This window comes from Gracilimonas tropica DSM 19535, from assembly GCF_000375425.1.
GTDB classification, from domain to species: domain Bacteria; phylum Bacteroidota; class Rhodothermia; order Balneolales; family Balneolaceae; genus Gracilimonas; species Gracilimonas tropica.
Map to the genome: position 1 here is coordinate 26,724 of NZ_AQXG01000010.1, position 26,415 is coordinate 53,138.

The 26,415-nt window shown below is 44.1% G+C and carries 22 protein-coding genes; 12 read left to right on the plus strand and 10 right to left on the minus strand.

Annotated features, from left to right (window positions below):
• Nucleotides 1-3: 3 nt before the first annotated feature.
• The 5 genes from purQ to B151_RS0113645 form a co-directional block, all read right to left on the minus strand.
• Nucleotides 4-702: a phosphoribosylformylglycinamidine synthase subunit PurQ gene (purQ, locus tag B151_RS0113625; RefSeq protein WP_020404205.1), complete on the minus strand. Its 699-nt coding sequence runs from the start codon at nt 700-702 to the stop codon at nt 4-6.
• A gap of 4 nt (nt 703-706) precedes the next feature.
• Nucleotides 707-1,036, minus strand: coding sequence for an ATP-dependent Clp protease adaptor ClpS (locus B151_RS0113630; protein WP_020404206.1), 330 nt, complete (start codon nt 1,034-1,036; stop codon nt 707-709).
• A 3-nt stretch (nt 1,037-1,039) separates the two neighbouring features.
• The gene (gene purS / locus B151_RS0113635; protein WP_020404207.1) at nt 1,040-1,285 is read right to left on the minus strand and encodes a phosphoribosylformylglycinamidine synthase subunit PurS; all 246 of its coding nucleotides are present in this window, start codon (nt 1,283-1,285) and stop codon (nt 1,040-1,042) included.
• Nucleotides 1,286-1,428: 143 nt separating this feature from the next.
• Nucleotides 1,429-2,334, minus strand: a complete 906-nt coding sequence (gene miaA, locus B151_RS0113640; protein ID WP_020404208.1) for a tRNA (adenosine(37)-N6)-dimethylallyltransferase MiaA — start codon at nt 2,332-2,334, stop codon at nt 1,429-1,431.
• 99 nt (nt 2,335-2,433) lie between these two features.
• Nucleotides 2,434-3,507: a PorV/PorQ family protein gene (locus B151_RS0113645; protein WP_020404209.1), complete on the minus strand. Its 1,074-nt coding sequence runs from the start codon at nt 3,505-3,507 to the stop codon at nt 2,434-2,436.
• Nucleotides 3,508-3,691: 184 nt separating this feature from the next.
• Between B151_RS0113645 and dnaN the strand changes: the two genes are divergently transcribed.
• From dnaN to B151_RS0113660, 3 genes are all read left to right on the plus strand, one after another.
• The gene (gene dnaN / locus B151_RS0113650) at nt 3,692-4,807 is read left to right on the plus strand and encodes a DNA polymerase III subunit beta (RefSeq protein WP_020404210.1); all 1,116 of its coding nucleotides are present in this window, start codon (nt 3,692-3,694) and stop codon (nt 4,805-4,807) included.
• Complete coding sequence (locus B151_RS0113655) at nt 4,807-5,595, plus strand: SAM hydrolase/SAM-dependent halogenase family protein (RefSeq protein ID WP_020404211.1); 789 nt, start codon at nt 4,807-4,809, stop codon at nt 5,593-5,595. The genes dnaN and B151_RS0113655 overlap by 1 nt, the downstream gene beginning before the upstream one ends.
• A gap of 176 nt (nt 5,596-5,771) precedes the next feature.
• A complete protein-coding gene (locus B151_RS0113660) occupies nt 5,772-6,578 on the plus strand; it encodes a class I SAM-dependent methyltransferase (protein WP_020404212.1) in 807 nt (268 codons plus the stop codon).
• A gap of 31 nt (nt 6,579-6,609) precedes the next feature.
• Here the strand turns inward: B151_RS0113660 and argS are convergent, their stop codons facing one another.
• The 3 genes from argS to B151_RS0113675 form a co-directional block, all read right to left on the minus strand.
• On the minus strand, nt 6,610-8,238 hold the full coding sequence (gene argS, locus B151_RS0113665) for an arginine--tRNA ligase (RefSeq protein ID WP_020404213.1): 1,629 nt from the start codon (nt 8,236-8,238) through the stop codon (nt 6,610-6,612).
• Nucleotides 8,239-8,484: 246 nt separating this feature from the next.
• On the minus strand, nt 8,485-9,051 hold the full coding sequence (locus tag B151_RS0113670; RefSeq protein WP_020404214.1) for a DsbA family protein: 567 nt from the start codon (nt 9,049-9,051) through the stop codon (nt 8,485-8,487).
• A gap of 2 nt (nt 9,052-9,053) precedes the next feature.
• Nucleotides 9,054-10,214 carry an IscS subfamily cysteine desulfurase gene (locus tag B151_RS0113675; RefSeq protein WP_020404215.1) on the minus strand — a complete coding sequence of 387 codons (1,161 nt, stop codon included), beginning with the start codon at nt 10,212-10,214 and terminating at the stop codon, nt 9,054-9,056.
• Between the two features lie 269 nt (nt 10,215-10,483).
• Between B151_RS0113675 and nadC the strand changes: the two genes are divergently transcribed.
• The 7 genes from nadC (at nt 10,484) to B151_RS0113710 (ending at nt 18,057) form a co-directional block, all read left to right on the plus strand.
• Nucleotides 10,484-11,314 (plus strand): carboxylating nicotinate-nucleotide diphosphorylase, encoded by an 831-nt coding sequence (gene nadC, locus B151_RS0113680; RefSeq protein ID WP_020404216.1) that lies wholly within the window; start codon nt 10,484-10,486, stop codon nt 11,312-11,314.
• Nucleotides 11,315-11,395: 81 nt separating this feature from the next.
• Entirely contained in the window at nt 11,396-13,240 is a 1,845-nt protein-coding gene (dnaX, locus tag B151_RS0113685) for a DNA polymerase III subunit gamma/tau (protein ID WP_020404217.1), read from the plus strand.
• A 94-nt stretch (nt 13,241-13,334) separates the two neighbouring features.
• The gene (locus B151_RS0113690; protein ID WP_020404218.1) at nt 13,335-13,682 is read left to right on the plus strand and encodes a YbaB/EbfC family nucleoid-associated protein; all 348 of its coding nucleotides are present in this window, start codon (nt 13,335-13,337) and stop codon (nt 13,680-13,682) included.
• 80 nt (nt 13,683-13,762) lie between these two features.
• A complete protein-coding gene (recR, locus tag B151_RS0113695) occupies nt 13,763-14,365 on the plus strand; it encodes a recombination mediator RecR (RefSeq protein ID WP_020404219.1) in 603 nt (200 codons plus the stop codon).
• A 115-nt stretch (nt 14,366-14,480) separates the two neighbouring features.
• Complete coding sequence (locus B151_RS0113700; protein ID WP_020404220.1) at nt 14,481-14,858, plus strand: GxxExxY protein; 378 nt, start codon at nt 14,481-14,483, stop codon at nt 14,856-14,858.
• 53 nt (nt 14,859-14,911) lie between these two features.
• The gene (locus B151_RS0113705) at nt 14,912-16,792 is read left to right on the plus strand and encodes a M1 family metallopeptidase (RefSeq protein WP_020404221.1); all 1,881 of its coding nucleotides are present in this window, start codon (nt 14,912-14,914) and stop codon (nt 16,790-16,792) included.
• 110 nt (nt 16,793-16,902) lie between these two features.
• Entirely contained in the window at nt 16,903-18,057 is a 1,155-nt protein-coding gene (locus B151_RS0113710) for an NAD(P)-dependent malic enzyme (protein ID WP_020404222.1), read from the plus strand.
• A gap of 22 nt (nt 18,058-18,079) precedes the next feature.
• On the opposite strand, the gene B151_RS0113715 is transcribed toward B151_RS0113710, so the two are convergent.
• Nucleotides 18,080-19,591, minus strand: coding sequence for a hypothetical protein (locus tag B151_RS0113715; RefSeq protein ID WP_157471023.1), 1,512 nt, complete (start codon nt 19,589-19,591; stop codon nt 18,080-18,082).
• 341 nt (nt 19,592-19,932) lie between these two features.
• On the opposite strand from B151_RS0113715, the gene B151_RS0113720 reads away from it, so the two are divergent.
• Both B151_RS0113720 and B151_RS0113725 read left to right on the plus strand, forming a co-directional pair.
• Nucleotides 19,933-22,161 carry a carbohydrate binding family 9 domain-containing protein gene (locus tag B151_RS0113720; RefSeq protein WP_020404224.1) on the plus strand — a complete coding sequence of 743 codons (2,229 nt, stop codon included), beginning with the start codon at nt 19,933-19,935 and terminating at the stop codon, nt 22,159-22,161.
• A 153-nt stretch (nt 22,162-22,314) separates the two neighbouring features.
• Nucleotides 22,315-24,534, plus strand: a complete 2,220-nt coding sequence (locus tag B151_RS0113725; RefSeq protein WP_020404225.1) for a DUF5916 domain-containing protein — start codon at nt 22,315-22,317, stop codon at nt 24,532-24,534.
• 312 nt (nt 24,535-24,846) lie between these two features.
• On the opposite strand, the gene B151_RS0113730 is transcribed toward B151_RS0113725, so the two are convergent.
• Nucleotides 24,847-26,403 carry an NAD(P)/FAD-dependent oxidoreductase gene (locus B151_RS0113730; protein WP_020404226.1) on the minus strand — a complete coding sequence of 519 codons (1,557 nt, stop codon included), beginning with the start codon at nt 26,401-26,403 and terminating at the stop codon, nt 24,847-24,849.
• Nucleotides 26,404-26,415 lie beyond the last annotated feature (12 nt).

The following is a 26,415-nucleotide window of genomic DNA, read 5'->3' on the forward strand; positions in this document are numbered from 1 at the left end:
TTTTTAAGCTACTGAAAGAGAGTTGAGAATAGACTCGAAGATCGGCTTTCCATCTTCAGAGCCAAGCAGTTTCTCCATGGCTCGTTCAGGGTGAGGCATCATGCCCAAAACGTTACGGCCTTTGTTGCAAATTCCGGCAATATGATCTACAGAACCGTTAAAGTTGGCTTCTTTTGTAAGTTCACCCTGTGCATCACAATAACGAAATAAGATCTGATCGTTGTCTTGTAATGATTTCAATCCATCCTCTTCGATGAAGTAATTTCCTTCGCCATGAGAAACAGGAATATCCAGCACTTGTCCTTTTTCCAAACCAGAGGTGAAAATACTATCCGTTGACTCGGTTCTGATATATACGTTCTTACACACAAACTTCAGCTTCTCGTTGTGCATCATGGCTCCCGGAATGAGTCCGGCTTCCAGCAAGATTTGGAATCCATTACAGATACCCATCACCGGACCACCTTTTTCGGCGAATTTCACCACTTCCTGCATCACGGGAGAAAAACGAGCGATAGCTCCTGAGCGGAGATAATCACCATAAGAAAACCCGCCGGGCACAATCAAAAAGTCGATGCCGGAAAGGTCGGTATCTTTGTGCCAGAGGAATTTCACATCAGAATTCATCACGTGCTTCAGGGCATGATAGGCATCGTGATCGCAATTAGAGCCGGGGAATACAAGTACGCCAAAAGTGGCCATGGTTTTATCCTTTTATTTCGGTAACAAGTTGAATTTCTTTTAGAACACTGTCGATGCGAAGGCATTCTTCAAATTCGCCTTCATGCACCGTTGCTTTGCCTTCGTTGTGTACTTTCCAGGTCATGTCTTCCGCTTTGGAAAGACTGCATCCGGTTGCTTTCATGAGCTGCGAAATGACTTCCTCGAAGGTGTGAATATCGTCATCATAGAGGATAAGACGCCACGGCGTGTTTACCGAATCCTGGACTTCCTCTTTTGTTTTTTCCTTGGTGATTTCTTCAGTATCCGCCTCCGACAATTCGAGAACGTCGATATGTTGAGAGAGGGAACGCATATTTTACGATTCGATCGTAATTTCGAAATCTTCCATTACTTCGTTTGCCAGCAACTGAGTGCAAGCCGATTCTACAATTTCTTTGGCGGCAGCTTCATCTTTAGCATCCACATCAAGCTCAATAAATTTGCCAATGCGTACTTGCTGAACTTCCTTCAGTCCGAGGTTTTGCAGGGCATGATGAGCGGCTTTTCCTTTAGGGTCCAAAATGGATGGACGTAGCGTTACATTAACTTTCGCTTTGTACATAATTGGGCTTCGTTTAAGTGAGTGCCAAAGTTAACCTTTCTGCAACTTAGCTGCTAACTTGTCTTTTGAGAATACAGGAGTCAAAACTCATCCTTTCTGAGTACTGAATCCTGAGTTCTGATTTCCTATTTATAACTATCTATTCAGCTCAACCTATTCAAAATCTCTTCTTTCATCTCCATGACATTCATCTCATCCGCCTCCAGCCAATGCACAAAATCCCACCGTTTATACCAGGTAATCTGCCGTTTGGCATAACGACGTGTACTTGTTTTTATCTTCTCGATGGCTTTGTCCAGGGTCCATTCGCCATCCAGATATTTGATGATCTCCTGATATCCTACTGTATTTAGCGACTGAAGATCCTTAGGGTGATCTTTTAAGATTGACTTTACTTCCTCAACCAATCCGGCCTTAATCATATTATCAACTCGCTGATTGATGCGATCATATAATTTCTGACGAGGCCATTTCAACCCAAAAACGAGGGTGTTTTCATCGGGTTGAACCGGATCATTGTTGTGAAAACTGCTAAAAGGCTGCCCGGTTTGCATCCACACATCCAGCGCACGTATAATACGTTGACGGTTCAAGCCATCCATTTTGCTGGCGTATTCCGGGTCGACCCTCTCCAACTTCTTATACAGCGATTCTAATCCTTCAAGCTTAATTTGTGCTTCCAGCTCAGCGATATTTTCCTCCTTTGCCTCCGGCATTTCGTTGAAAGGTTGAATCAGGCTTTGGATATGAAGTGTACTTCCTCCTGCGTAAATCACATGGTCAGATTCCTGTAGAATTCCTTTTTCCCATTGGTCTGCACGTTTTTGGAAATCCATGGCCGAGTCTTCTTCATCCGGATCCAGAAGGGAAATATTGTAGTGAGGAACTCTCTGTAGCTCCTCTTCAGAAGGTTTGGCCGTTCCAATATTGATATGCTTGTAACATTGACGGGAATCGGCTGAAATGATAGAAGTCCTCAACTCCTCAGCAAGCTGAATGGAAAGCTCGGTTTTACCAGATGCTGTGGGGCCTAAGATGATGATGCGCAAAATAAGAGGGTGTTAAGGTGCGAGAGTGTTTTAGTGTGATGGTATTACGATTTGCAATATACCATAACACGGTAACACCATCACACAAAAACACCAATTCTAAAAATCAAAGCGAAGAGAAATTCGATGCGTAAAACCAAGATCACTGGAAGCTCCGGCAAAACTGGCGAAGCCGTAATCAAGAACGAAAGAGGAGATATTTAATCCCATTCCTAAGGTAGGTGAAACCGAAAAGCCGGAAACGGGGTCGGTAATGAAATCAGTTAAACCCGCTCGTAATGCAATTACTTGTTTGTAAGAAACCTCTCCTCCAATGTGTGGTTCCACACTCATTCTGCCCACGTTAATGTAATAGGCTTGGCGGTTTTCAAAAAGCAGATCAAAATCTGCGGCAGCTGTAACTAAGAAATCTTCTCCAACCGGAAATAATTTAGAAGCGCCAACTTTTAATGAAGGCAATACATATTCATTTTGTCCGGTGGGTAATGTGGCTCCAAGACTATCAAACTGAGCTTCGTAATCTCCAAAGGCAGCTTCATCCACATCCCACATTTTTTGCATGGTGGTAAGATCCCGAACGGAAACTCCAAAGTTGGCGAAATCGGTTTTGTATTTCGCACCTACATCCAAACTGTAGCCCCAGGCCTGAGCAAAAGGCCCCAATTTATGATGAATGATCTTGGCAGAAGCTCCGTAGGAAAGTCGTTCTGTTCGTTGCGTGGCATAGGAGAAAAAGACGGCCATATCCGCTGCGCTAAATCGGGTAATATAATCTTCCACATTTCCCTTGGGTTGATCTCGCTCTCGATCCCAGGCATTCAAAGTATTCGCAATATTGTCCACGCCTTGCCTGAAAAAGCTAATGGCAACCGCTCCTTTATCATCCTTCAAAGGCATAGCGGCCGCTCCGTAATCATATCCCACAATGCCGCTGAAGCGTTCGGAGTGCATGTACATAATTTGGGGTGATTGGAGTTCGGTGAGTCCAGCCACATTCCAGTAAGCTGCAGTTACATCATTGGTGAGCGCAACGTGAGCGCCTCCCATTCCAAGTGCTCGCGCACCGCTTCCCGTTGAAAGAAAATCATTCCCGTATTTGGCCTGTGCAGATTGGGCCAGCGAAAGCATTGGAATCAGGATAAAAATCGTAAGCGCTAAGGAAAAGCGGATCATCTTAAACAGTGATAAATTGAAAATTACTGTAGCGCTAAAACGATAAAATCAGAGACTTGTTTGATTGAAAATTGCGGTTTCTGCGGTTGCAGAGAGACACAGTATTTCTTAGTATAAGCACACTCAAACGAAAGGGCAACTGTGGCTTTAAAATTGCCCTTAAATCATTTTAAATCTTGCGTATATGAAATTTTCTGTATCGAGTAATGAACTGAACAAAGGACTTTCGGCCGTTATTGGAGCCGTCCCTTCCAAGGCAACGCTGCCAATTCTTGAAACCATTTTATTTGAAAGTGAAGATGGTAAATTGAAATTAACCGCCACCGATCTCGAAATTTCTATCATCGAGTATATCAATGCAGACATAGAAGAAGATGGTGCGGTTGCTATCCCTGCCCGACGTTTACTCGAAACGCTCCGGCAGCTTCCTAACATTCCAGTTTTCTTTGAAGTTGATGACCGCAAGAACATCAATTTCCGCACCGATAAAGGTACGTATAAGCTGGTGGGTGACGATGCAGATGAGTTTCCCGAAGTTCCAAATCTTGATGAGGGAACTACGATCAACACTACGGCAGATCTAATGCATAAAGCCATTCACAAAACTCTTTTTGCCGTTTCAAGTGATGACCTTCGTCCTGCGATGATGGGGGTTTATTTCCAGATCGGAACCGATGAAAGCAAGTTTGTAGCTACTGATGGACATCGTTTAGTGAAATACACCAGCCGCGAGATCAAAGCCGATAACGACGTGAATTTCATTGTGCCGGATAAAGCGCTCAGCCTCATTCAAAAAACCATTGAAGGTGATGATTGTGACCTGACGGTAACGGAAGATCATGCCCGGTTTAAGAGTGGAAATACGATCGTAATTACGCGTCTGATCAATGAGCAGTATCCAAATTACGATTCCGTGATTCCTCGTGATAATGATAAGTTCCTGACGATCAGCAAAGATCAGATGCTTTCAACTGTGAAGCGTGTGGCTATTTTCTCGAGTACCACCACACGACAAATTCGCCTTCAGCTTGGCTCCGATAAGCTTACTATCCGCGCTGAAGACCTCGATATGAGCAGCGAAGCGAAAGAGACCATCGAATGCGAATATTCGAACGAAGAAATGGAGATCGGTTTTAATGCTAAGTACCTGGGCGATGTTCTCAGTAATATTGACGATGATGAAGTCACCTTCGAATTCTCTTCACCAAATCGAGCCGGAATTGTGAAGCCATCTGAAGAAAACGAAAACGAAGATATTCTGATGCTGGTGATGCCGGTTATGCTCAACAGCTATGCCTGATGAGTCAGATAATCACTCTTACAACTGATTTTGGTACCCAGGATTATTACGTGAGCGCCATGAAGGCGGTGATGCTGGGTATAGCTCCGGATGTCCGTTTTGTGGATGTTTCGCACGAAATTCCTCCCCAGGATATCATGGCGGGAGCTTGGGTGATTCGAAATACGGCTTTTCTGTATCCGCCGGGAACGGTGCACTTGGTGGTAGTAGATCCGGGTGTTGGAACCTCCCGGAACCCCATCGCCCTGAAGATCAAAGATCAATACTTCGTTGGCCCCGATAACGGAATCTTTTCGCTTTTTTTTAATGAGTTTAAATATGAGGCCTGGAAGTTAAATAATCCTGAATTCTGGCAAAAAGCAGTATCCAATACTTTTCATGGTCGGGATGTGTTTGCACCGGTTTCTGCTCACCTTAGTAATGGAGTTTCACTAAAGGAAATTGGGGAACCGATAGAAGATCTCGTGACGTATCACTGGGCCGTTCCTATCGCCGATAAAGATGGATTACAAGGCTGGGTGTTGCACATCGACCGTTTTGGAAACCTGGTTACTAACCTTACAAAAGATCTTATCGAAGATCATTTGAAAAAGAAAAGCGTAAAGATCTATGTGGGGAATACGATGCTAAATAAGATCGTGAATACTTTTGGAGATGTAGAAGAAGGCGAGCCGGCTGCATTCATTGGAAGTTCCGGAAATCTTGAGATTGGGATCAACAAAGGAAATGCTGCCCGTATGCTAAGTGTTGATAAAGGCGCACAAATATCGATCGTGTTGCAGAAGTGAGCTATGTGCTTTTTTGTGAAAGAAGCAGATAATAAAGTTCTGAAAGGGTAAGAATCACCAACACAGGACGATATTTCCATGATCTTGTGAAAGACCCAAGGAAGTGCAACGAATTCAGTCCAAACTCCTGTAACACATCGCAATGCTTAGCGTATTCCTCTTAAAAATGGATCATTATGAAATTAGAATTACGTTCCCCGGTAGATGAGCGAGCCGGAATCCACGTTCCTGACGAAGCTGCCCGACTCTCAAAACCATTCAACGGTACCGTTGGCTCCAAAGAAGGTGACGAATATCAGGTTAAGAACAACATTATTGATCTGTTAGGGAAAGAACCGGGATTTACTTCTATTGCTCAAAGCACCAATCATTGGAAAATTACCGCAGCCATTTATGAGGATATCTGGCGAAAGCGCTCTTTATCGCTTCTTTCCGGCGAAGAATTCCCGATCGAGAAAGAACATGAATTACTCATCGACTGGACGGCTCCCAAAGAAGATGGCTGGTATCTGGATCTTGGTTGTTCAACCGCTTTATATGGAAGAGCACTCAAAGCCGCACAGAAAAAAGCCAATATTGTAGCGCTCGATTTTTCGTCTCAAATGCTGGAAGAAGCCCGGCTGAAGGCAGAGGCTGATCAAACCGATATGTACTTTATCCGTGCTGATGGACGCGAACTCCCATTCTTTTCCAAAACCTTTGATGGCGTCGTAATGGGCGGTACGCTTAACGAGCTCACCGAAGAGTTGAAAGTGCTATATGAAGCTAAGCGAGTTTTAAAAGATGACGGCGTATTTTTCATGATGCATCTCATAAAATCGGATGCGTGGTACGGGAGATTGCTTCAGGAATCGGTGGGAATTGGAGGCATCAAATTCTGGACGGTGGATGAAAGCAATAAACTATTTAACCAAGCCGGATTTAAAGTGGAAGAGCAATTGGTTAAAGGAATTGTTTGCTTTACAAAACTTAGTTTTGATTAGTGAATGTAGAATTCAACATTTCAAATTTCTTCTACATTTGCTCAGGAGCCGAAATCCCCAGGATTCCCAATCCATTTCTTAGCACCTGCGCCACAGCCTTAGCCAACTCCATGCGTGCTTGAGCCAGCTTTTCATCTTCTCCCAAGATACGGCAATCGTGGTAGAAGGAGGTGAAATCTGATGCAAGTTGATTCAGGAAGGTGATCACGTGATGCGGTTCCCGAAGCCGCGCTGCATTCGCTATGGTTTCTGGAAACTTCAGCATGGTTTTAATAAGGGTGATCTCACTTGGATGCGTTAACAAACTAAGATCCGTTTCTCCGGAGAAATCGTACTCATCCTCCACTTTTCGAAGGATACTTGAGATGCGCGCATGGGCATATTGAAGGTAAAAAACCGGATTCTTTTCACCGGCTTCTTTGGCCTGACCAATATCAAATTCCAGGTGTGTATTCGGCGAGCGCATCAGGAAAAAGAAACGGGTTACGTCTGCGCCAACCTCATCCATCAATTCATCCAGTGTGACGAAATTGGCTTTTCGTGTACTCATTTTGAAGGGCTTTCCGTCTTTAACCAACGTAACAAACTGATACACCACTACATCTACTTTTTCGGAATCGTAACCCAGCGATTTGATACCATTCATTACATCCGGATAAGTGGCAATGTGGTCGGCGCCAAACACATCCACACAAAGATCAAAGCCGCGATCCAGTTTGTTGGCATGGTAAGCAATATCAGGGAGTCGGTAGGTGGGTTCGCCGGAGCTTTTTACCAGAACGGTGTCTTTGTCTTTGCCGAATTCCGTGGTCTTAAACCAAACGGCTCCGTCTTTATCGTAAACCAATCCTTGGTCGCGCAGCTTTTCGATGGTTTCTTCAATTTTGCCATCTTCATACAAACTATGCTCATTGAAGTAAGAATCCATTTTAATATTCATGCGCTCTAAGGTTGCGCTGATATCTGCAAAGATCTCCTCTTCTGCTTTTTCTTTGAACGGCTTTTCATCTTTGGATTCAACCAACTCCTCCCCTTTTTCATCAACCAGAGATTGGGCGATATCGCGGATGTATTCCCCTTCATATCCGCCTTCCGGGAATTCACCATCTTTTCCCAGTAATTCGAGATAGCGGGCTTGTACACTCTCACCCAAAACGCGCATTTGTCGGCCGGCATCGTTGAAGTAATATTCGCGCTCCACATCGGCGCCGGTCCACTCAAAAAGTCGGGCAACGGTATCTCCCAAAACAGCATTACGCCCGTGCCCTACGGTTAACGGTCCGGTGGGATTGGCACTCACAAATTCAACCAATACACGCTTTCCTTCATTGGTATCTGTTTTTCCATAATCAGCACCGGTTTTCAGGATTGTTCCCAATTCATCAAACAAATAATTATCAGCAAACCTAAAGTTGATAAATCCGGGACCGGCGATCTCTACAGCTGAGATCTTCTGTTCATCATATTCCAATCCATCCACGATCTGCTGAGCGATAGCTCGCGGATTATTCTTCAGCGGCCGCGCCAGCATCATAGCAATATTACAAGAAGCATCTCCGTGTTCGGGTTGATTTGGCTCTTCGATATGAATGTCTGGTTGCTCTTCTAAATCAAATTGTTGGAGCGATTTACCAATGATTTCAACTAAATACTGTTTCATGGAAAAATGGGTTTTCAAATTCAGCCCAAAGATAAGGGAAAAGAACGTCGAATTGGGAATATCATCTAAGGAATTTTGAGCAAATAAAAACGCTCCAACCTGTCTGCCGACTAAGGCAAGCGCAGTGCGTGTGGATCGAGATTTGATATGTTTGAATTAAGGCCAGCCCGGATTTTTTGAGGCTAAAGTTAACCCATTGGGCTGGTTCCTACGCATTGCGTTGGAACCAAAATGCCCATAACGGTTTTACTGCTTCGCCATACTTTCAATCAAAGATTTGAACTGAGCATAAGTTCTGGGATTCTGCTCCAGTTTTTGTCCGTTGATGAAAAAAGTGGGAGTAGAGTTTACATCCAGGTTTAATCCCTCTCTTTTATCAGCCATCACAATTCGTTGCATGTCTGCCGAGTTCATGTCTTGGCGGAATTTTTCCACATCCAGGTCCAGGCTCCGGGCATAGCCAATGAACATTGCTTCGGCATTACCGCGGGCCCATTGCTCTTGTCCGGCAAAAATCATGTCGTGCATCTCCTTGTATTTTCCTTGTTGGCGAGCTGCTTCAGCGGCACGGGCTGCCAATTGGGCATGTTCGTGCATGTTTAATGGGAAGTGCTTTACAGTAATGGTGACCCGGTCGCCAAGATCTTTTTTAAGTTGTTCTTCAAAAGAAACATAATATTTACAGGCAGGACACTGATAGTCACTGTACTTTACAATTTGTATAGGCGCTGTTTCAGTTTCAGACTCTTGCGCCAATAAAGGCGCTGTCAACAATATGGCAAAAGCCGTTAATAAAAATAATCCGCGTTTCATGGTTAAGATCCTTCCTTCGATTTGTGATGATTTACTTTTTGAGAGTGTCTGTTCAAAATAACATTCATTTTTTGAATTATCTGCGAAATTTGATCCTCAGAGTTTTCTTTTCCAAAAGATAAACGTACAAACTCCCGTGCTTCTTGCTCATTTTTTCCAATGGCTGTCATGGTTTTGTTCGGTTTTTCGGATCCGACCTGACAGGCACTGCCCGTTGAAATGGCCAGGCCTGCCTGATTGCATTCCAGCATGAGAAATTGTCCTTCCATTCCGGGAAATCTCAATCCCAAAATGTTTGGAACCGTGAATTCAGGGTGTTCAATAACTTCAACCTGAAACGAGAGAGCCTTTAATTCAGTAATTATTTTCTTGCGGAATGAGCCGATTCGTTCCTGCTCTTTGGGAGCGTTTTGAGTGATCTGTTTTGCAGCCGTTGCAAAAGCAGCAATGGATGGAACATCCGAAGTTCCAGGCTTGAATTTACTTTGATGGTCGGAATCGGGAAAAACGGGTTTCCAGTTTACTTTTGGGTTCATCCAAACAGCACCCACCCCTTTAGGGCCATAGATCTTATGTCCGGAAATGGAGATCGCATCCACATTCATGGTGTTCACATCGAGGGGAATACGACCATAACTTTGCACGCAATCGCTGTGGAGCAAGATATTTTTGGAATGAAGGAATGCTCCAATCGTCTCAAGATCCTGAATGGTTCCGATCTCAGAATTTACATGCTGAATGGAAGCCAGAGCAGTATCATCCCGAACCAGCGATTTCAATTCATCCATATCAACGCGACCAAATTGATCGACCGAAGCGGTAGAAACTTCGTAGCCTTCTTGCTTTAGTTTTAAAAAGATATTGCGAACTGAAGAATGTTCGATCGCAGTGGTTATAAGGTGCTTTCCTTCCCGCGCTTTCAACAAAGAATAGATCGCAAGGAAATTAGATTCTGATGCTCCCGAAGTGAAATAGACATCTTTGGGGCGAGCATTTAGCGTTACAGCGACAGTTTTTGTAGAAGCCTCCAGGATTTGCTTGGCGGACGAACCCTCATCATGCATGCTGCTGGCGTTTCCGAAATAATGCTTGGCTACATTCAAGTACACTTCCAGAGCTTTATCGCTGATGGGCGTAGTGGCGGCGTGGTCAAGATAGATCATCTAAAAGTGCTCATAAATAAGAGTTAAAAAGGGTATCTTTATTTCCGTTCTGTTAGTTGTCACTCTGAGCGATAGTAAATTTATATTGAACTCTTTTGCTTAACGCGAAGAGTCTCAAATTTTGATACATCCCAAATGAGAAAAGTTTGAGATCCTTCGCGAAATACAAATTTCTCAAGTTTTGCAGAAGGTGCGCTCAGGATGACAGCTTCCATTACTGGAAATCAATCCATGCCAAAAATAGACAAATAATCACCGCCAATCATCTTATGAATCAGCTTGAGTTAACCGAGATCTTGAAAAACGCTTTTGCCGAAGATATTGGCATGGGCGACCTTACCACCGAATCCATTTTTCCTGAACATCAGCTTGGCAAAGGAATCTATACGGCAAAAGCTGATGGCGTGGCAGCCGGACTGTCCATCATCGAGACCGGATATCAATTGATGGACCCTTCGGCAGAAATCACCTTTCACAAAAAAGATGGTGATTCGGTGAAAAAGGGAGAACGCATTGCTGAAGTGAAGGCATCTGTTGGGGCGTTATTAACCGGCGAGCGGGTGATCCTGAATTTGATACAGCATTTGGGTGGAATTGCTACGGCGACTCAGGAGGTGATTCAGCTACTGGATGATGAAAACATCACGATCACCGATACCCGAAAAACGCTTCCGGGATTGCGTTCCCTCCAAAAATACGCGGTGCGTTGCGGAGGTGGTAAAAACCATCGTTTTAGATTAGATGACGGCGTGATGATCAAAGACAATCACATTAAAGCTGCGGGAAGCATCACGAAAGCGGTGGAAAAAGTACGGTATGAAATTGGTCATATGGTGAAAGTGGAAGTGGAAACGGAAACCAAAGAGCAGGTTTTGGAAGCGGTTAAAATTGGTGCTGATGTGATCATGTTAGACAATCGCTCTCCCGAAGAAGTGAAAGAATTTGTGGGCTTGATTCCTGATGAGGTCATTGTTGAGGTTTCGGGAGGCATCACCCCGGAGAATATTGCCGGGTATAAAGGCTGTGGGGCCGATGTGATCTCGCTGGGCTGGCTCACGCATTCGGTGAAGGCGCTGGATATCAGCTTTAATTTGGAATGAAAGGATTTTTAAATCTCTCTTTCTATCCAAATTTTTATCGCACATTTTGTACATTGTTTTGATTGAAAAACGAGTTTATTGATGTCAAACACCTACCGCGCACTTACACGAAAATACCGGCCGACGTCCTTCGATGATATTGTCTCGCAAGACCATGTGAGCAATACCATTAAGAACGCCATTAAACAGAACCGGCTGTCTCATGCTTATATGTTTTGCGGTCCGCGTGGCGTGGGTAAAACGACCATGGCGCGCGTGCTTGCCCGAACCATCAACGAAATTGATACCAGTATTGACGGCGAGTCGCTGAATCAGACGCTGAACATTGTGGAAATGGATGCCGCCTCCAACAACAAGGTGGATGATGTGCATCACTTGCGGGAAAGCGTTCGAATTCCTCCGCAAAATGGCCGCTACAAAGTTTTTATCGTGGATGAGGTGCACATGCTCAGTAAGGCGGCTTTCAATGCTCTGCTGAAAACACTTGAGGAACCGCCGGAGCACGCCATTTTTATTTTTGCAACGACGGAGCCGCATAAGGTTTTACCCACCATTCTCTCCCGTGTACAACGTTTTGATTTCAAGCGGATTTCGGTAGATGAAATCGTACAGCGACTTCGAAAAATTGCCATAGATGAAGATATTTCCATTGATGAAGAGTCTTTGCATGTAATTGCCAAAAAAGCCGATGGAGCACTGCGTGATGCTCTTGGATTGATGGATCAGGCGATTGCATTTTGTGGTGATACCATCACGCATAACGAGTTGCTGCAGGCGCTGAATGTGGTGGGAACCGACCGCTTGTTTGAGTTCATGGATTGTGTGAAAGAACACGATGCCGATCGTGGATTGGAACTCATCAACACGCTGCTACAGGAAGGCTATGATATCCAGGAATATTTGATCGGGCTGACTGAGCATCTTCGGAATTTGTACATCGCTCACGAGACCTCGAAGCTCTATTTAGTGGAGGCTTCTGAAGAAACCAAAAAACGCTATCAACAGACCGCTAAGGATTTTTCGCGGGATGACCTGATGCGCATGCTGCATATCATCAGTGAGGCACAGATCAAGCTGAAGGATGCTTCTCAACCTCGCATTCAGTTTGAAATTACGCTGCTGAAGCTCATCCATATGGAGCGCAGCGAGCAACTTTCAGAACTATTGGCCGGTTTGCAGGAGTTAAAAAAAAACTCCGGTAACTTCGTAAACGCTTCCCGGAACGGTTCAACCCGGAAGACTGAGCAACAAGAAACGGTTGCTGAGTCGGAAAAGGGTCAGATTCAAGAAAGATCAGACGAACCAGAAAAGACCAAAGCTTCGGTAGAAAATTCAGCCCAAGAAATTGAAGATCCCGAACCGGAAGAGGAATTTGAGCCCGAAGAGGCCGGTTATGAAGAGGAAGATTTTGAGGAAGAAGAAGATGATTTCGATATCGGAGCCCCGGCGCTAACCACCAGTCTGACGAAGAAAAGTCGGGCTGCTCAGATGAAGTCGTTTACGAATGGAAGCCAGGAAAAGCCTTCAGGTTCACCCCAAAAAGAAGAAATAAAAGTACCCGAAAAGCTGACGCTCGAGTTCATTCAAGAGCAGTGGCCGGTATATCTCGAATCACTGAAAGGGGATTTCCCCATGTTGTTGCACCTGCAAATGGAACGGGTGAAATTGCTGAAACTGAAGGGCGGTGAATTGTATTTGGAATGCGACAATCAGTTTGCTAAAAAAATGGTAGATGAACAGGCCATGGATCTTCAGAAAAAATTGAAGGAATGTGTAGGCAGTATGCTGCGTTTTAATATTTCCGTTGGAACACCTGATCCGTCGGATAAGCCCATGAGTGTGTACGAGCGTTTCAAGCAAATACAACAAAAGGACCCCATCATCCGTGATATAGTAGAGATTTTTGGCGCGGAGTTGGAGTATTAAGTCTGAATGCTGATAGCTTAAAAAAATAATTAACGCTGTGGGGTTTTTAATCACCCACAGATATTCAATGAAATATGTAATCTAAAAGAGAATTATGAGCAATTTTAATATGGCCGATATGTTCGGCAAGATTCAGGAAATGCAATCTAAAATGCAGGAAGCCCAGGAGGGTTTGAACGATGTGATCGTTGAAGCGGAAGCAGGCGGCGGCATGGTGAAAGTGAAAGCCAACGGAAACAAGCAGATCGTTTCTATAGAGATGGATAAAGATGTAGTCGATCCTCAAGACAAAGAAATGCTGGAAGATCTGATTGTAGCGGGCGTAAACAAAGCATTGGAAAAAGCCGAGGAAGCTTCCAAAGAAAAAATGCAGGAAATGTATAAAGGCATGATTCCGGGTGGTGGAATTCCCGGAATGGATATGTCAAAATTTGGACTATAAATCAGGTTTTAGCCACAAGGTTTTAGGTTTTAGAATACATCCAACTAACACCTAAAACCTAACACCTCGTAACTCAATACATGCAGATAACCTCAGAATATTTAGAGCGGGCTATTGAGCAGCTCGCCAAGCTTCCCGGAACGGGACGGAAATCGGCGCAACGAATCGCTATTCACTTACTCAAGCAAAATGATGATTACGCCAAAAATCTTGCTCAGGCTATTGTCGACCTCAAAGAAAAAGTAACCCGCTGCTCGGTTTGTGGGAATGTGAGCGACTCCGATCCTTGTAAAATTTGTGATAACCCTAAACGGGATCCGTCTGCTATTTGTGTGGTTGAGGAATTTAATGACGTCTATATCATAGAGAAATCGAATGAATTTCGCGGTCGGTATCATGTGTTGGGCGGGGTGATTTCTCCTATGGATAATATCGGTCCCGATAAGCTGCGCATTCAGGAATTGCTTAAACGAATTGGGGAAGATGATCAGATTACGGAAGTGATCCTGGCGTTGAATCCTGATGCGGAAGGAGAGGCGACTTCCTACTACATCAATAAGCTGTTGAAGAATTATGAGGTGAAAGTGACCCGCATCGCTTACGGAATCCCTATGGGAACCGAGCTCGAATTTATTGACGAGGCTACTTTAAGCCGCGCTTTCGCCAGCCGAAATTCTTTTTAATAATTGAACCTTAGCGAGCTCTGCGGAATCTTTGCGTCCTTTGCGGTAAAAATAAATGTTAGGATAACCGCAAAGAGCGCTAAGGAATCGCAAGGAACGCAAAGATATATTTGCTATGACTGAAAATGAGCTTTCGAGAATAATTTTAGATTCTGCTATTCAGGTGCACCGATCTTTGGGTCCGGGTTTGCTTGAGTCTGCTTATCAGAAATGTTTGGCTTACGAACTTGAGCAGCAAGGACTGAACATAGAAGTTGAACGAGGACTTCCATTAGTTTATAGAAATGTAGAGATGGAAGTTGGGTATCGGGTGGATATTTTTGTGAACCGAAAAGTTATTATTGAAATTAAATCCGTTGATGCCCTTAATGACATTCATTTAGCACAAGTTTTAACTTATTTAAAATTATCAGATTGTAAATTAGGTCTGTTGATAAATTTTAATTCTAAACTATTAAAAGACGGTTTTCGTCGCGTCGTAAATAACCTCTAACTCTCCGCGTGCTTTGCGCAATCATAGCGCTCTTTGCGGTTAATTAATCAAGTATGAAACAGCTACTAAGTTTTCTTTTAATAACATTTTTTGCAGTTAGTACACTTCAAGCTCAAAACAAGGACTATTGGCAGCAGGAAGTGGATTACACCATGGAAATTGATGTGGATGTTGAGAATCATCAATATGCCGGAAAGCAAACCTTGGTGTACACGAACAACTCACCCGAAACACTGGACCGGGTGTACTACCACCTCTACTTCAATGCATTCCAGCCGGGAAGTATGATGGATGTGCGCTCCCGAACCATCGCCGATCCCGACCGACGAGTGGGCGACCGCATTTATCACCTTGAAGAAGATGAAATTGGATATCAAAAAGTGAAATCCCTCACGCAGGATGGCGAAATAGTTGAGTACACTGTTGATGGAACTGTGTTGGTGGTGGAGTTGAACAAGCCCATTGAGCCCGGTGGAACTTCTACTTTTAAGATGGAATGGGATGCCCAGGTTCCTTTACAAATTCGTCGTTCCGGATGGAATAATGCAGAAGGGGTGGAATTTTCGATGAGTCAATGGTATCCGAAACTGGCCGAGTATGACGTTCGCGGATGGCATCCCAATGAGTATGTGGGACGTGAATTTCATGCTCCTTTTGGTAATTTTGACGTGAAGATCACCATCGATCAGGACTATGTGCTGGGTGGGACCGGAATCCTTCAAAACCCAAATGAAATTGGGTATGGCTATGAAGACGAAGGAGCCAAGGTAAAACGGCCTTTCGGAGATAAAATGACCTGGCATTTCAAAGCTGAAAACGTGATCGATTTTTTCTGGGGAGCTGATCCCGATTTCAAACATGTAACTGCTCAGGTTCCAAACGGACCCAAATTACATTTTCTATATCAGCAGCCAGCCGTTGTGGAAGGCGCTTCTGAAGAAGAAAATGCGCAATACACAAAAAACTGGGAAGAACTGGTAGATTACACAATTGGTGCTTTTGAATACGCAAATGAACATTTTGGAGTGTATCCATATCCTCAGTTTTCTACCATTCAGGGTGGAGACGGAGGCATGGAGTATCCGATGGGAACCCTTATCACCGGAGGCAGAAGTCTTGGTAGCTTAGTTGGAGTTACGGTTCATGAAATGTATCACAGCTGGTATCAAAATGTGCTGGCCACCAACGAAAGCCTGTATGAGTGGATGGATGAAGGTTTCACCAGCTTTGCTTCTTCAGAAACGATGGCGCATCTCTTTGACCGTGACGGCAACCCACATTCCGGGTCCTATCGAGGGTATCGTTTTATTGTTGAAAGCGGTAAAGAGGAACCCATGGTAACGCATGCCGATCATTATAACACAAATCAGGCATACGGTATTGCAGCCTATTCCAAGGGAGCGATCTTTCTTAATCAGCTTGAATACATAATTGGAAGAGAAGATTTTCGCAATGGCATGCTTAAATACCACAAAGAGTGGAAAATGAAGCATCCCACCGATCTCGATTTTGTCCATCTGATGGAAAAAGAATCGGGGATGATACTGGATTGGTATTATGAATACTTTGTTCAAACCACTAAAACAATTGATTATGGTATAAAAGCGGTTGCCGGCAATGGCAATGAGACAGTTATTGATCTCGAAAAAATTGGCTTGATGCCTATGCCGCTGGATATTGTTGTAGAATATCAGGATGGCAGCAGCGAGCAATATTATATTCCTTTACGCATGATGCGCGGAGAAAAACCAATGGAGTTTGACATGCCGCGATCTGTTCTGGAAGACTGGCCCTGGGTACAGCCCGAATACAGCTTTACGATCGATCGGCCTGTTTCGGAGATTCAAAGAGTAATCATAGATCCAACCGAGCGAATGGCTGATATCGATCCTGAAAATAATTCTTTTGATGTGCCTTCTATGTTAAATGAATAAATGCTTATCTTTAAGCGATTCAATTGAGGCGTTGCATTATTGCAACGCCTTTTTTGTTGAAACGAATACTCATTAGGAAAAAACTGATAAGAGAAGGTCGGTTCAGAAAGATGTCAAAAAAAGATTACGATAAACTCGCACTGGAAGCACACGAAAAGTATAAAGGCAAGATCTCTGTAGAGTTAAAAATGCCGTTAGAGACGAAAGATGATCTAAGTGTGGCCTATACGCCCGGCGTTGCCCGCCCCTGTCAGGTTATCGCCGATGATAAAGAAAAAGCCTATACCTACACTACTAAAGGGAATATGGTAGCTATTGTGAGTGATGGTTCAGCCGTGCTTGGCTTAGGAAACATCGGCCCGGAAGCAGCCCTTCCGGTAATGGAAGGAAAAGCCGTGTTATTTAAGAAATTTGCCTCTGTAGATGCTTTTCCCATTGTGCTTGATACGCAAGATACCGAAGAGATCATCCGTACTGTGAAAAACATAGCGCCCGGCTTTGGAGGGATCAACCTTGAAGACATTTCAGCTCCGCGTTGTTTTGAAATCGAACGACGACTGAAAGAAGAATTGAACGTCCCTGTGTTTCATGATGACCAACATGGAACGGCGATTGTGACTCTGGCCGGAATGTATAACGCCCTGAAGCTCACCGACAAGAAAATGGAAGACTTGCAAGTGGTGGTAAACGGAGCCGGAGCCGCCGGAGTAGCCATTGTGAAATTATTGTTTGCAGCGGGCGTGAAAGATGTGATTATGTGCGACAGCCGCGGAATCATCTACAAAGACCGTGGGGATCTCAATTCCACCAAAGATAGAATGGCGGATATCACCAACAAGCAAATGCGTAAGGGAAGCCTGGAAGAAGCCGTAAAAGGAATGGATGTGTTTATTGGTGTTTCCGTGCCGAATGTGCTGTCCAAAGAAATGGTGAAATCCATGAATGATGATCCGTTCATCTTTGCCATGTCCAATCCCGACCCAGAAATTCTACCTGAAGACGCCAAAGAAGCCGGCGCTGCCGTTGTGGCTACGGGACGATCTGATTATCCGAACCAGATCAATAATGTACTCGCTTTTCCGGGATTATTCCGTGGAGCGCTGGACGCACGCCTGACCCGCCTCACCACCAAGATGTTCATCACTGCGGCCAGAGCCATCGCCAATTCAGTGGAAGACCTGTCGGTAGATAAGATCATTCCAAGTCCCTTTGATGAGCGGGTTCCACAAAGAGTGGCAGATGCAATTAAGGAGAGTGCGGAGTAGGTGCATCTTTAGGTCACATTAATTATCTATTTGATACTGCAAAAATCACTTTATTCTCTTTTGCGTTTAGCAATGCGAATTCTTTGAGGTTTGCTGGGTTTTGTATCAATGATGGATGATAAAGCATTTCATGATTATCGAAAACCATAGGACAACGTAGCTCTGCGGATTCAATTTCAAGGACCAGAATGTCAGTCTTGCAGGGATTTTCGGGAGCAATTTTAGTATGAATAATGACAGTATCAGAATTGTCACCCGGAAATAACAGGCTAAATTCATGTGCTCCAAAAGGGATATTGTCTTTCTTCCAAATTACCTGACTTTTTCTGAAGTCATACAGCAACAAACTGTAATCGGTGGGTAGTTTTGAACTTGTTCCTGTGAGTACCAAGACCGTTGATTCATTCACAAATTCAAATTGCTGAATGCTGCCTGGGATACTTAAAGTATTTAAAACGCTTCCGTCATCATTAAGGAATAGTATTTTTCTTTCACTCAATTGAACCGGATTTTCTTGCATCAAAAAATTTGCGACAAAGCCAATGCTGCCAGAACCTGGTTCATACGCAATCTGTCTTATATTTAGCCTTATGCCGAAATTCAACTCTTCAGAAGTTTTTTGTAATGGAGTGCTTTTTCTGAATACTTTTCCATCTCTAAGGGTCAAATCGACCATTTTCAAAGAGGTAATTCTACGTTGACTTACTTTATTAATCTGCTCCGTAGTTTCTTTTCTAATATTTCGATCTTGATCCTTTAATTGGTTTATTAAAGAGTTTACAGAATCTCTATTCTCCGCGGTGGTTAATTCTCTTAACTCAGCTCTCCGGTTGTATATCTCTTTGCGGTTTTCATTATAAACATTTTGCAGGGAGTCGACAGCTTGTGGGTTCTTCAATTCCTGTTCCCAGTCAAAAGTGATCAACCTGTTTGTATCGATGGGTGTTGAATAATGAATCGGTTCAACGTAATCATAAAATTCGTTGCTCCTGAAATCATAGATAGACATATTTGCATGCGGACCTTCCGAATTAATTACCAAATAGCCGTAATTGCCCATTGGAAATACCGAGTAGCAAGGATTTTGAAATGTTGAAAGTTCTTTTCCGGATTTATCGAAAACGGAATACTTACAATCTCTTAGTGAAGTATCATAAGGATCTTCTTTTACAATAGGCTCTTTAATAACTATGACATCAGAATACTTAGAAACGGCTACCCGTGGATTTTTAGAATCGAATTTCTTTTCCCAGATTAGTTCTCCATCGTAACGATAAGCCAGTATGGTTGTTTGCTCATCAAAAATGGATTTTATGGATACTAAAAGAAAGGATTTTGTTGTTTCTAACTGTACAACTTTGCCATCAATTTCAAGGACTTTCAGAGCACTAAAAAGGGTATCCGGATCATTTTTTATTTGTTCTGTCTTAAGGGCAGGCTTTTCCTCCGGAAGTTTTTCATTAGCTGAAGATTCGGGTTTGATTCCAAGCATTGAAAGAACAAGTGGAATAAACAAAAAAAAGCCTAAACCCAATTTTGAATTCGAATACATTTCTATTTTTTCTTAAAGATTATAACCCGGTTTTCTTCTTTTTTAAAATTTCCAATAGGTTGAAATTTCTACAATCGAATGCAAATTATAACCTACACTATATATTAGTTACTACATAATATATCACATGCGCATGTTAGTTCTTTATAATTTAGAGCTTTACTATTCTATTTTGATAAACTCTCTTCTCAAAAAACAAGTTGCATGGAGTAACAGTTAGTTAAAGTCACCAAAATTAACTCACATCTTTTAACACCCCCGCCTTCCCAAATATCCCTAATTTTGATGCTTCATTGGAGTCACACTAAAAACCAATTTTAGGAATGAGGTCATCTTTACTCATCGCATGTTTGGCATGTTTTTATATAGGATTTTTTCAACCGGCAACGGCTCAACCCGCTGAACTTACCCCCAGGCCAACCGCCTTCGAAGCAACGGCGACTTTCGTTGAAGAAGCTCCCTACATTGATGGAAATCTGGACGATGTGGCCTGGCAAAATATCCCACCGATCACCCAATTTACACAGGTTTGGCCGAATGATGGTGCCCCCTCAACCGAAGATACCGAAGTCCGAATTGCCTATGACCGCGACAACCTGTACTTCGCTTTTCGATTTTACGATGATGATCCCGAGCTGATCAAAGCACGTAATTTGGAGCGGGGCGGACGCAATAGTCGAGATGATCACGCCTACATAGGGCTGGATACCTACATGGATGGTCGTAATGCATATTTGTTTGAAGCCAATGCTCTTGGCACCCAAGATGATGCTCTTATCACCGATGAAAATCTCGACTACAGTGGATTTTCATGGGATGCGGTTTTCATCACTGAAACCAAAATTGATGATGAAGGCTGGACTTTGGAAGTCGCCATCCCTTTTCGGCAGCTTCGTTTTCCGGATGAGGAGGAGTTGGAGTTTGGCTTGATGTTGTCCCGGACCATCATCCGAAAAAATGAGCGTGTGCTTTGGCCGGCCATAGGACAGGAATATGGTGGATATAACGGGGTTCGGTCGGCGGTTTCACAGTACGGGGTTTTGAAAGGGATCAAAAATATCCGGCGTGGAAATAACATTGAGTTGAAACCGTATGTGATCTCTGGGGTTCAGGAAACGCGTCCCAACCTGCAAACGGAGACTACTTCAACCAAAACCACCTACGATATTGGCGGAGATATGAAATGGGGGATCACTTCTAACCTCACGCTTGACCTGACTGTGAATACCGATTTTGCCCAGGTAGAATCTGATAACGTGCAAGTGAATTTATCCCGATTCAGCCTTTTCTTTCCTGAAAAAAGAGAGTTCTTTTTAGAACGAGCCGGATTATTTGAGCACGGAAATTCACGATCAACCCAAACCTTTTTCTCCCGAAGAATTGGCCTCACCAATCAGATTTTAACCGGAGCCCGGGTTACCGGTCAGGCCGGGCGATTTTCATATGGAGCCATGAACATCGAAACGGGAACCAAAATGGGCGATTTGTTTGGCAGCAATTCTGCAAATAACACCGTAGCGCGACTTCAGGCTGAAGTAATGCCCCGTGCTACCGTAGGGGCCATCGCTACAAATGTGGAACAAATTGATGGAGGGTACAACCGTGCCTTGGGTTTTGATACTAACTATCGATTTTGGAATGCCAGTAGTTTTAATGCCTGGTTCACTAATGTGTGGGATGATGAGCAAACTCTGAACGATAACGCCGGCCACGTGAGTCTCAGACTTGATAACGACACCTATGCGGCCGGTTTCTCCTTTACTCACGTGGGGCGGAATTATAATCCGGCTTTAGGGTTTGTCCGCAGGCGAGATATGCGACAGTATTCCGGTAATCTGGGATATGATCCACAGGTTCAAATATCTTTTTTGCCAAACCTTGCTCGCCTGAATTTTGGCAGCAGCTACGATTTTATTGAAGGGCAAGACGGCGTGAAGCAGTCTTCTCAAGTTTCAGGATCATTCGGGTTGGAATTCACCAGCAGTAAAAGCTTGAGAATCAATGCTAATCAACAGTTTGAGCGCTTATTTGTGCCTTTCAACATCAGGGAAGATGCCGTGATCCCTGCCGGAGATTATACTTTTGAACGAGTTAGCTTAAACGCCCGCAGCGATGACAGTCAGCGTATTTATGGGTCGGCCGGTATTATCTTTGGAAGCTTTTACAACGGAAACCGAACAGATTTTGGGATTGATATGGGCTTCCGGTATAACAAACATTTAAGCATCGACGGTGGCGTGAATCACTCCATGATCGATCTTCCCATTGCGAACGGTACGTTTGATGCCACCACCGTTTCAACTTCAATATTCGGGGCCATAAGCCGACAGTTATATGCAAAAGCGCTTATCCAATACGACAACTTTTCACGGGATATTCAAACCTACCTGCGTATCAATTGGATTCATACACCGGGCAGCGATCTTTTCCTCGTCTTCAATACATCGCATCATATAACCGGAGATAATGAGCCTTTGTTTGATCCCAGAAAAGATCTGATCTTGAATAATCAGGCTGGGATTGTTAAGCTGACCTATTTGATCATGTTGTAAAAACTGCTTTTGGGAGGGCTTAACGCGCAGGGGTTTTGCACAGCCTCACAAAGCTCGAATAGCATATCTGTTTAAACTTTTTTACAATCCCTAGGTTTATATATTGAGTAATATTGAGCTTTCCGTAAACAAACCTGATTCCCTAACTTATTGATGAAGCGTCATTTATCTACATTCCTGTTTTTAGCATTGTGCTCTGGCTTTAATGCAGAAGCTCAAAATTCTGATAACGAAAGATTATCTTCTGCTTTTGAAGTTGAGGCTGTTTTTGCTGAATCAGCTCCCTATATAGATGGAAATTTGGATGATCCGGTTTGGGATGAAATTACCCCCATTACCACGTTTACCCAAGTTTGGCCGAACGATGGAGCCCCTGCTACTGAAGATACAGAAGTGCGCATTGCTTACGATCGGGATAACCTGTATTTCGCCTTTCGTTTCTATGATGACAATCCGGAGCTCATCCGTGCCAAAAATCTGGAACGCGGTGGAAGAAATAATCGGGACGACCATGCATACATCGGCATCGACACGTTCAAGGAAGGCCGAAATGCGTACCTTTTTGAGATGAATGCACTGGGTACTCAGGACGATGCCCTGATCACCGATGAAACCATCACTTACGACAGCTTTTCATGGAACGCCGTATTCCTTAGCGAAACGACCATTGATGAGGAAGGCTGGACGCTGGAAGTGGCTATCCCCTTCAGGCAGCTGCGTTTCCCGGAAGGAGAAGAATTGGAATTCGGGCTGATGCTTTCCCGTATGATCAATCGAAAAAACGAACGCGTACTTTGGCCGGCAATTGGCATGGAATATGGCGGAAGTTTTGGCGTGCTTGCCGCCGCTTCCCAGTATGGAGTGGTAAAAGGAATTAAGAATATCCGTCGTGGCCATAATATTGAGATCAAACCTTATGTGATCTCCGGAGCCCAGGAAATACGACCCGACCTTCAGAATGAAAACACAGAAATAGATTATACCTACGATATTGGCGGAGACCTGAAATGGGGGATTACTTCCAACCTCACTCTTGATATGACCGTTAATACCGATTTTGCACAGGTTGAATCGGACAATGTGCAGTTGAACTTATCCCGTTTCAGCTTATTCTTCCCTGAAAAGCGCGAGTTTTTTCTGGAACGAGCCGGCTTGTTTGAGCATGGGAATAACCGATCTACCCAAACTTTTTTCTCGAGAAGAATTGGACTCACCGATCAGATTCTTACCGGGGCTCGTATGACCGGGCAGGTTGGGAAGTTTTCCATTGGTGCACTGAATATTGAGACGGGTGATAACATGAAGCAGGTTTTTGGGAGTCAATCCGTAAACAATACGGTTGCCCGGGTACGAACCAACATCTTTCCACGGGCTACGGTCGGTTCCATCATCACCAATGTTGAAGAGGTGAATGGGTACAATCGGGCACTTGGTTTTGACGCAAAATACCGATTCTGGAGCTCCAGCGAATTCAATGCCTGGTACACAAAGGTTTGGGATGATGTGGATGCCCTGAATGACGCAGCAGGTCATGGCAGTCTTCAGCTCCAAAATGATACCTATGCAGCCGGCTTCTCTTACACCAGTGTGGGTGAAAACTATAACCCGGCGCTGGGTTTTGTAAGGAGACGAAACATGAGGCAGTATTCCGGGAATCTGAGCTATAATCCTACCGTGAATTTTTCAAACCTCCCCTCACTTGGTCGCTTTAATTTCAGGACTTCTTATGATTACATCGAAGGTCAGGATGGAGTCAAGCAAACAACTTTTCTGAATGGAATTGCGCGAGCAGAATTTAAAAGCCGCCAGAGTATTGAAGTTGGATTTGAACATCAGTTTGAACGTTTGTTTAGCCCTTTTGAGATCCGTGAAAATGCGATGATACCCTCCGGAGATTACACATTTACTTTGTTTGGAATACACGCCCGCTCTGATGAAAGTAAACGCCTTTTTGGCACAGCCGGATTTAATATAGGTGAGTTTTTTAATGGAAATCGAACCGACCTAAGTGGTAGTTTTGGGTTTCGGCAATCGAAGCATTTGCACATCGAGGGCAGTCTGGAACATTCCATCATAGATCTGCCCATACCCAACGGTGAATTTGATGCAACTACGGTTTCCACTTCCATTCTGGGAGCTATAAGCCGAAAACTATTCGCAAAGGCACTTCTGCAATACGACAATTTTTCACGGGACATTCAAGCCAATATCCGTATCGACTGGATTCATACTCCGGGTAGTGATCTATTTGTTGTATTCAACACTTCCTATCATCTGACGGGAGACAATGAAGTATTGTTCGATCCCCGTAAAGATATCATCATGAACAGTCAGGCAGCCGTAGTGAAGCTGACTTATTTGATCATGCTTTGATCAAAACACCGCACTCGACCTTGACCGATAACCGGTCTGATCGTTGATTGAGGCTTATGAGGTTGAATTCGGTTGTAAACAGGTTTCACTTTCACTCATTAGAGTCTAATTATGAGATAATGTGGAAAAATTATCCACCGGTTGTCACTCTGAGCTTCCAGAAGTTAAAATTATCAGAGGATGGTTATCGCGAAGGGTCTCAAAGGTTAAATCACTCGGAGGTGTCAAAGTTTGAGATCCTTCGCGTTAAAAAGTTTAGCCCCGAACTATTATATAAGCGCTCAGGATGGCGATATAAGAGGCTTTATAAATTTATTTGGTTGAAACCCTAATCCGCTTCGCACACTTCATTCCGTCCATAGCTGCAGATACAATTCCACCTGCATAGCCGGCGCCTTCTCCACAAGGATAAAGTCCGCTGATCTGTACGTGTTGCAGAGTTTCATGGTCTCTGGGAATTTTAACCGGACTGGAAGTACGGGTTTCAGGGGCATGAACTACGGCATCATTGGTTAGATAACCACGCATGCTTTGGTCAAATTTCAGAAATCCTTCTTTAAGGTTTTTGTGGATGAAATCAGGAAGAACCGAGCCCAATTCCACAGAAGTGATGCCCGGTGCATAAGAGGTATTTGGTAAATCTGCTGAAACGTCTCCTTTAATAAAATCCCGCAGGCGCTGCGCCGGAGCCGTCTGCGTTTTACCGCCTTCAACCCACGCTTTTTGCTCGATGGATCGCTGAAATTCCATGGCTGCCAGCGGTCCGTATTTTTCGAATGGCTTGAAATCTTCGGGTTTCAGTTCAACTACAATTCCGGAATTAGCTGTGGAACGAGCGCGTCGGGAGGAAGACCAACCGTTAGTTACAATTTCACCCGGAGCTGTTGCACAGGGCGCGATCACTCCGCCCGGACACATACAAAACGAGTACACCCCCCGATCACCCACTTGCTTTACAATACTGTAAGCTGCCGGAGGCAGATAATCTCCACGCGATTCACAACTATACTGAATGGTATCAATCAGCGATTGCGGATGCTCGACCCGAACACCAATGGCCAGCGGTTTAAGTTCGATCTCAATGCCTTTTCGGTAAAGCAATTCAAAAATATCACGGGCGGAATGTCCGGTAGCGAGGATCACATTTTTTGCATGAAATTTGGTTCCATCCTGAGCTACTACGCCTTTGATAGAAGATGAATCCGTAATAAGATCCGTGACCCGAGTGTTAAAGTGAATTTCACCGCCGTTCTGCAAAATACATTTCCGCATATTGGCGATGATCTTCGGCAGCTTATTGGTTCCGATGTGCGGATGTGAATCTACCAGAATTTGTTTCACCGCTCCGAAGCCTACCAGCAACTCAAGCACTTTTTGGACATCACCGCGTTTTTTGGATCTTGTATAAAGCTTTCCATCCGAATAAGTTCCGGCTCCGCCTTCCCCAAAACAATAATTCGAATCCTCGTTTACGATGTGTTTTACGTTGATTCCTTTCAGGTCCTGAATGCGATCCTTGGCATTTTTGCCCCGTTCAATGATCACGGGCTTCAATCCATTTTCCATGAGTTCGAGAGCAGCAAATAGTCCGGCGGGACCGGCACCGATCACGATCACTTCCTCAGCATTGCTGACATTGGGGTAATTCGGCAAGGAAATCTTTTCGGGCTCGTATCCCTCATTGATATAAAGCCGAACTTTCAGGTTGTAATACGCCTGCTTGGCCCGGGCATCGATGGAGCTGCGGAGGATTTCGATGTGGCGAAGATCTTCTGCTGCTAATCCCTCTTTTTGAATAAGGGTTTCTTCAAGTAGTTGAGGTTCTCCTGCCACTTCGGGTAACACGCGGATCTGTAATTCTTTCTGCATGTCTCAAAAATA